1 protein-coding gene is annotated in these 449 nt (G+C 53.2%); it reads right to left on the bottom strand.

Features of this window, described 5'->3' with window-relative positions; all coding sequences use genetic code 11:
- Positions 1–203: 203 nt before the first annotated feature.
- Positions 204–449 (bottom strand): thioesterase domain-containing protein (locus EOA85_RS36980; RefSeq protein WP_164760214.1); only part of this gene is annotated, 246 nt, incomplete at its 5' end.

The raw sequence follows: 449 nt of genomic DNA, 5'->3' as shown, positions 1-449 counted from the left end.
TTGAGCTTTTCGAATGAGAAGCTTCATCCAATGCAGCTTGGCTTTGGAATTGCTCGACTCGGTCGTCAATCGGCAGCGGCGGCAGACCCCATATGCTTCCCATCTTTGGATCACCGAGCCAGAACTCTCCGACATTTGGGGATTGTCGCGATCCGAGACTGAACTCGTTGGGTGCCAGAACCTTCGGTGCAGTTCGCACTTTGTCACGTTTGCAGGTAGCGTAACGTCGATGAGAGCGATGAACACACAGCGTCATCGAGACTCAGCAAGCGCTGGGCGATTGCGTAAGCCAGGATTCCGCCTGATGAGTATCCAGCGAAGCGATATGGACCCTGCGGTTGAATTTCTTTGATCGCGAGGATGACCTGATCAGCTATCGCTTCAAGGGTCAGTGGACGAACTTCATCGAAAGACGGCCATGGTAAAGCGTAGACGGGACAGTCTATGTC

Source organism: Mesorhizobium sp. M5C.F.Ca.IN.020.29.1.1 (assembly GCF_003997375.1).
Taxonomy (GTDB): domain Bacteria; phylum Pseudomonadota; class Alphaproteobacteria; order Rhizobiales; family Rhizobiaceae; genus Mesorhizobium; species Mesorhizobium wenxiniae.
This window is presented reverse-complemented; position numbering and strand designations above follow the sequence as displayed.